7 protein-coding genes are annotated in these 6837 nt (G+C 29.7%); 1 reads left to right on the forward strand and 6 read right to left on the reverse strand.

All coding sequences use genetic code 11. The annotated features are described in order from the left end of the window. The 6 genes from ACIQ11_RS07740 to ACIQ11_RS07765 all read right to left on the reverse strand — a co-directional run. Positions 1-363 (reverse strand): OmpH family outer membrane protein (locus ACIQ11_RS07740; protein ID WP_396154093.1); only part of this gene is annotated, 363 nt, incomplete at its 3' end. A 36-nt stretch (positions 364-399) separates the two neighbouring features. Further along, entirely contained in the window at positions 400-3012 is a 2613-nt protein-coding gene (bamA, locus tag ACIQ11_RS07745) for an outer membrane protein assembly factor BamA (protein WP_396154099.1), read from the reverse strand. A gap of 7 nt (positions 3013-3019) precedes the next feature. Continuing rightward, on the reverse strand, positions 3020-3754 hold the full coding sequence (locus ACIQ11_RS07750; RefSeq protein WP_396154094.1) for an isoprenyl transferase: 735 nt from the start codon (positions 3752-3754) through the stop codon (positions 3020-3022). Between the two features lies 1 nt (position 3755). Continuing rightward, the gene (locus ACIQ11_RS07755; RefSeq protein ID WP_396154095.1) at positions 3756-4442 is read right to left on the reverse strand and encodes a DUF6089 family protein; all 687 of its coding nucleotides are present in this window, start codon (positions 4440-4442) and stop codon (positions 3756-3758) included. 109 nt (positions 4443-4551) lie between these two features. After that, the gene (locus ACIQ11_RS07760; protein ID WP_396154096.1) at positions 4552-5436 is read right to left on the reverse strand and encodes an NAD kinase; all 885 of its coding nucleotides are present in this window, start codon (positions 5434-5436) and stop codon (positions 4552-4554) included. A gap of 10 nt (positions 5437-5446) precedes the next feature. Further along, the gene (locus ACIQ11_RS07765; RefSeq protein ID WP_396154097.1) at positions 5447-6106 is read right to left on the reverse strand and encodes a CBS domain-containing protein; all 660 of its coding nucleotides are present in this window, start codon (positions 6104-6106) and stop codon (positions 5447-5449) included. Between the two features lie 88 nt (positions 6107-6194). Here ACIQ11_RS07765 and ACIQ11_RS07770 point away from each other — a divergent pair. Next, positions 6195-6837, forward strand: a 643-nt coding sequence (locus ACIQ11_RS07770; RefSeq protein WP_396154098.1) for a pyridoxine 5'-phosphate synthase, incomplete at its 3' end; no start/stop codon positions are given.

Genomic DNA, 6837 nt, shown 5'->3' on the forward strand with positions numbered 1-6837 from the left:
AGGTTTTACTAATGCCGATTTTTGAATCATTAAGTCGCCTTGTGGTCCAAAGCGTTTTTGCTGATAGTCAAGCATTTCTTTTTCAAGAACGTTTATCTCTTCTTCTTTATCGTTTATTAATTCTTTTGTTAAAAGTACTTTTTCAGAAGCTAAAGCATTTTTTAATTTATTTATTTCATTTTTTTTGGTTTCAATTTCTTGTTTCCAAGTAGCTGCTTTTTGTTCCAATTGATTTTTAGCTTCGGCATATTCTGGAACTTTTTCCAAAATATAATCCATATCTATGTAACCAATTTTCGTTGTTTTTTGCGCTTGTACTGCAAATAAAACAAAACTAAAAAGTAAAACAAAATATTTTTTCATAAATGTAAATGTTAAATTCAACTATCGTGCCAAAACTTAAAATTGTTGTCCAATAATAAAGTGTGTTTGCCAACCACTTTTTATAGTATCACCAGGAATTGGGTCGAAACCGTGAGCAAAATCAATACCTAATAATCCGAAAGCTGGCATAAATACTCTTAATCCTATACCTGCAGCACGTTGTACTTTAAAGGGATCAAATGTTTTAAAATTATCAAAGGCAGCACCCGCTTCTAGAAAACTCATAGCATATATTTTTGCCGATTGCTTCATAGTTATTGGGTATCTTAATTCCATAGAATATTTATTATACACCGTTCCTCCGTTTTGCGAAGATAGTGAATTGTTTGGATATCCACGTAATTGAATTACTTCTCTTCCGTCTAATGCAAAATTTGCTAAACCATCTCCACCTACAAAGAATCTTTCAAAAGGCACTACACCTCTATCTGAATTGTATGCACCTAGGAAACCAAATTCGGCTCTTGTACGGACAACGAATTTTTTGTATATTTTAGTATACCAATCACCACTAAATTTCACTTTGTAAAATTCTAACCATTTAAATCGTTCTTGATCTACTAAACTTTGATCTGCAACCGCTTCTGTATAATTAAGTGTATTACCTCCAGTTTCATTAACATAAACTGGTAAGACGTTTCCGTTTGCATCAATTGGAAAAACAGTATTGTTTCTTAATTTATATTCTTCTTTGTTTTCTAAATTGGCATAATCTATACCGTTAAATAAAGAATAAGGTAGTGAAAATTTTGTAGAAACAGAGAAGGTTGATCCTCTATCTGGGAAAATCGGATCTAAGCCTCTACTATCTCGTGTTAATGTAGAACTAAATGATAAGTTTCTTGAAGCGCCATTTCCAAAAGTAAATAAGCCGGTATTATAATTATTTAAATCATAATAAGAAAAAGAAACGGAATTAGATATACTAAAATAATCATCTGGAACTTTTAATCTTTTTCCGTAACCAACAGTTAATGTAGAGATATTAAAACTTTTATCTCTGGTTACATCTCTAGATCTAAAATCAAATAAAAATTGTTTACTGTGTGAAATGGATGTAAAGAAACTAATTGGTTTTTTGCCACCCAACCAAGGTTCAGTAAATGACAAGCTATATACCTGGAAACCTTGACTGGCTTGCAAACGTAATGACATTTTTTGACCATCACCCATTGGTAAAGGTTGATAGGCTTTTTTATTGAAAATATTTTTTAAAGAAAAATTATTAAACGATAATCCTAAAGTTCCTATGAATCCTCCAGCACCGTAACCTCCTTGTAATTCTACTTGACTTGAACCTTTTTCTACTAGAGTCCAATCTAAATCTACAGTTCCAGCAGCTGGATCCATATTTACAGGCTCTGGACGAATGGCTTCCGCATCAAAGAAACCCAATTGTCCTAATTCACGAACAGAACGAATAACCAAATCTTTATTCCATTTTTCACCCGGTCTGGTTCTTAGTTCTCTATAAATTACTTTGTCGTTGGTTTTGTCGTTTCCTTTAACCGTGACATTATTAAAATATGCAATTGGACCTTCAGTAATTCTAATATCAAAATCAATAGTATCGTTTTCTGTTTTTACTTCTACAGGATTGATGTTTGACCATAAATAGCCATTATTTTGATATAAATTTGTAACATCTTCTGCATCTGGTGAAGAAGTATCGGCAATTCTTTTTTCTAACAAAACACCATTATAAATTTCGCCTCTTTTGATTCCCAGAATTGAATTTAATGCCTGATCTGAATACACCGTGTTTCCTAAAAATCGAATATCACCAAAGTAATATTTTTTTCCTTCTTCAATATTAATATCAATATTTATTTTGTTAGTTTCTTTGTTATAAATAACACTTTCATTAACTACTCTAGCATCTCTGTACCCTTTTTCTTTATATTTTGATACTAGGGTTCCAAGGTCTTCTTTGTACTTGTCTTTAACAAATTTCGAAGCTTTAAAAACTCTATAAATCTTTTTTTCTTTGGTGTTTTTAAATGATTTTTTTAGTTTTTTATCAACTAATTGTTCATTTCCAACAAAATTAATAGCGCTAATTTTAACTTTTTGTCCTCTATCAATAAAAACCACCATATCTACTTTAGTGTTTGTAGAATCAGCTAATGTATTTATAGTGACTTTTGTGTTAAAATATCCGTCTTTTTTATACTTATTTTCAATGTAGTTTTTGGTATTTGTAATTAAGTTATCATTTACAACTCTACCTTTATTTAGTTCAGTTTCCTTTACTATATCTTCTCTTTTACCTTTTTTTACGCCTTTAATTTTTATATCATTCAGTTTTGGTAATTCGTATAATTCTAATTCAAGTAAAATAGTTTCTCCTTCAATTTTTTTAACATAAAAGTTTACGTCATTAAAAAGTCCTAATTTCCAGAGTTTTGTAATGGCTAAACTAATTTCATCTCCTGGAATTCTAATTTTACTACCAATTTCAAGTCCAGTAAATGTTATAATTGTTTGTTCGTTAAAAGAAACTTTTCCGGTTACTTCTATACCAGAAAGCGTATACTCTTTTCCTTTTTCTAAGGCTGTTTCTTGTGCATTTATTGTATTTCCTATAAATAATAGGGTAAATAAAAATAATATTCTGTTTTTAAACATTTTCAATTTATCTAATTTGTTCGCTTGTTTTTCCAAATCTTCTTTCTCTTTTTTGATAACTTAATAATGCCTTATGCAGTTCTTCTTCATTGAAGTCTGGCCAAAGCACGTCTGTAAAATAAAATTCAGCATAAGCAATTTGCCATAAAAGGAAATTACTAATCCTGTGTTCGCCACTTGTTCTTATCACTAAGTCAACATCTGGCATATTCTGCGTGTAAAGATGCTGATTTATAATTGATTCTTCAATAGCATCTACCGAAATTATATTATTTTTAACTTTTTCAGAAATTATTTTAACAGCATTTATGATTTCATCTCTTGCACCATAACTTAATGCTAGCGTTAATGTCATTCTACTATTTGTTTGGGTATTTTCAATAACTTCTATTAATTCTTTTCTTACACCCGAAGGCAAACTGTCTAAATTCCCAATCGCATTAAGCTTGATATTATTGCTTTGTAATGTTTTTAATTCTTTTTTTAAGGCACTAACTAATAATTTCATTAGCGTGTCGACTTCTATTTTCGGTCGGTTCCAATTTTCTGTTGAAAAAGCATAAAGTGTTAAAAATTCAATACCTAACTTGGTACAATTTTCAACAGTTTGTTTCACAGATTTGGTTCCTTTTTCGTGACCAAATACGCGAAGCATTCCTTGTTTTTTTGCCCAACGCCCATTGCCATCCATAATGATGGCTAAATGTTTTGGTAAATTATTTTTATCTATTTCTTTTTCCATTCTATTCGTGTGCACAAAAACACGGGTTTTTTCCAAAAGTGTAAGTAAGCGTAAACCCAGTAAAAATATACCAATCTTTATTGTTTAAATTACCAAATTTTAATTCTTCCAAATTTTTATTTTTTGGATTACTTCCGTCTATATTATCTGTAAATGTATATCTGGCTCCTGTTTCTAATCCAATTACTAAATTATTAGATAGTTTAGATTTTATTCCAACAATCATAGGTATCGCAAATGAATAATCTTGATAATCCGTTTTACTTTCCTTATCAATTATAAAAATTTCATCATAAACAAATGCTGAAATTCCTGAATATACATAGGGTGTAAATACATAATCAGACTGATGCAAATCGAAATCTAAAAAATTAAATTCTAAACCTGCAGATAGTTCTTTAATATTATTTTTTATATCAAAACCGCGATATTTTCTATTAGGGGCGCTACTTTCAATATCTTTTGCTGTAATCGATGCCATTTTATATGAAAAGCGCCAAGAATGTCTTGTACTTTTATTCCATTTGTATAAAACCCCAAACGCCATATCATCTGGCGACAAATAATGTGAATTTCCTACGTCTCCAATATAATTACTCCCACCAACAAAAACGCCTAATTCGTGAATTTGTCCGAACGAAGTGATGCAGAATAATACGCCTATAATATTTAATAAAAATCTTTTCATTTTTTTAATAGTTTGCAAATATAATAATATTGATGTACTAACCATCTTAAACCAAGTTTTTTTGATGATTAACTTGATTTTATAACGCAAAAAAATGAAAAATCGTGTGTTAATTCCTTTTGTCTTCTCCCCAAAGTAGTTTTTTGCGGATGGTTCTTAAGAAACCTTCTTCTGGAAATTCTATAATTGAAATATAAAAATCTGATTTTTTAACAGTTAAAGTAGTCTCGTTTGAAACAGAGGTGATTCTCGAATCTAAAGAAACCAAATATTGTTCTTCTCTTCCTTTTATTTTTAAAGTTAATTCAGAATCGTCAGGAATAATTAAAGGTCTAGCGGTTAAATTATGTGGTGCAATAGGTGTAATTACAAAACAATTTGATGTAGGCATAATTACAGGTCCGCCACAACTAAGCGAATACCCTGTTGACCCTGTGGGTGTTGAAATAATTAATCCGTCTGCCCAATACGAATTTAGATATTCATTATTTATATATGTTTCAATTGTAATCATTGAAGTTGTATCTTTTCGGGAAACCGTAATTTCGTTTAATGCAAAATTAATGTCTTCTAAATCAATATTTTCAGGATGTGCATGTAAACTAACTAAAGTTCTTTTCGAAATAGAAAAATCATTTGCCACCACACGTGTTAAAAGTTTTTCGATATTTTCTTCCTGAATAGTTGCTAAAAACCCCAATCTTCCTGCGTTAATTCCTATAATTGGTAGATTGTAGTTTCTTACAAAAGTGGCAGCTCGTAAAATAGTTCCATCGCCACCAATACTTATTAAATAATCAAAATTATCTTTCAAACATTCGTGAGAATCAAATGTGCTATATTCGGATAACGACACCTCATTTTCAATTAATTTGTCGTAAAAAATTTTATAAAAACAAATTTCAATATTATTCTGCTCTAAAAAAGCCACTACTTTTTCTACTATAGAATGGGTATTGTTTTGATAATATTGACCAAATACAGCTATTTTCATTTGTGAATTTTTATATATTTAAGTATTTGTTTAAATAATCCGAGCGATCTTTTAAATCAGCAAGATAAGCATCTTCTTGGTGTTCAGATAAAATAGTATAATTATACCTTCTAAATGTCTGTATAATTTCGTTAAAATTACTTTGCGAAATTTTTAATGTTATTTCAGTTTTTGTTGCTGAATTATTTGAGATAAAAACGCCTAATATTTTAGCATTGTTACTTTCTACAATTTGACAAATTTGACTAAACGTAAAATCAGCAGTTTCTTTTTCAATAACAATGGTGCCTCCGTCTTCTTTTACAAATGTGGTTTCGTTAAAAAAGTGAAGCACATCGTCAAGTTCATAAAAACCTAAATAATTATTTTTATCGTCTAAAACAGGTAAAAGATTGGTGTGATTTTTTGAAAATTCTTCTAAAACATCAAACCAATTCATATCGTTTCGAACATAAAAACGAGTTAAATTATATTTATGGACATCTATGCTATCTGTACTTAAAAAAATATCTGCATCTTCTTTTGCTATTGATCCTAAAAAAACATTTTGTTCTAAAATTGGAAAATGAGAATAATTTACATCCAAGAATAAATCTGAGGCATCAGCAATAGTAGCACTAACTTGTAAAGCTTTATATTGATTGTTTATAAAATCTGTAATTTTATTCATGTATCTAAGTTCAAAACTATTGCAAATTAAGTAAAAAATACAAATTAGTCTATTTTTGTTTGTAATTTTGTACAAATTTAATTCAATTATGACAAAGTTATCGGTTAATATTAATAAAATTGCAACCTTAAGAAATGCACGAGGTGGTAATGTTCCTGATTTGTTGCAAGTGGCTAAAGATATTCAAAAATTTGGAGCGAATGGAATTACCATTCATCCACGGCCAGATGAACGACATATTACCTATCAAGATGCAAGAGATTTAAAAAATGTTGTCTACACAGAATATAATATAGAAGGTAATCCGCAACATAATTTTATTGATTTAGTTTTAGAATGTAAACCCGATCAGGTAACTTTAGTTCCCGATGCTATTGGGGCAATTACTTCTAATGCAGGTTGGGACACGATAAAACATCAAGATTATCTTACTGAAGTCATCCAAGAATTTCAACGTAATGGAATTAGAACGTCTATTTTTGTAGATGCGAATGAAAGTATGGTAGAAGGCGCTAAAAAAACGGGTACAGATAGAATTGAATTATATACAGAAAGTTTTGCTCATCAATACAGTTTAGGAAATCAATCAGCAATTGAGCCATTTATGAAAGCTGCTATTAGAGCAAATGAATTAAATTTAGGCATTAATGCTGGACACGACTTGAGTTTAGATAACATTAAATTTTTTAAAGACAATATTCCAAATTTATTAGAGGTTTCGATTGGACATG

This window comes from Flavobacterium sp. (assembly GCF_044361065.1).
Taxonomy (GTDB): Bacteria; Bacteroidota; Bacteroidia; order Flavobacteriales; family Flavobacteriaceae; genus Flavobacterium.

Bases quoted from the DNA above. Each gene is read 5' to 3' on its own strand.
- bamA (WP_396154099.1), bottom strand. From the start codon at position 3,012: ATGTTTAAAAACAGAATATTATTTTTATTTACCCTATTATTTATAGGA.
- ACIQ11_RS07750 (WP_396154094.1), bottom strand. From the start codon at position 3,754: ATGGAAAAAGAAATAGATAAAAATAATTTACCAAAACATTTAGCCATC.
- ACIQ11_RS07755 (WP_396154095.1), bottom strand. From the start codon at position 4,442: ATGAAAAGATTTTTATTAAATATTATAGGCGTATTATTCTGCATCACT.
- ACIQ11_RS07760 (WP_396154096.1), bottom strand. From the start codon at position 5,436: ATGAAAATAGCTGTATTTGGTCAATATTATCAAAACAATACCCATTCT.
- ACIQ11_RS07765 (WP_396154097.1), bottom strand. From the start codon at position 6,106: ATGAATAAAATTACAGATTTTATAAACAATCAATATAAAGCTTTACAA.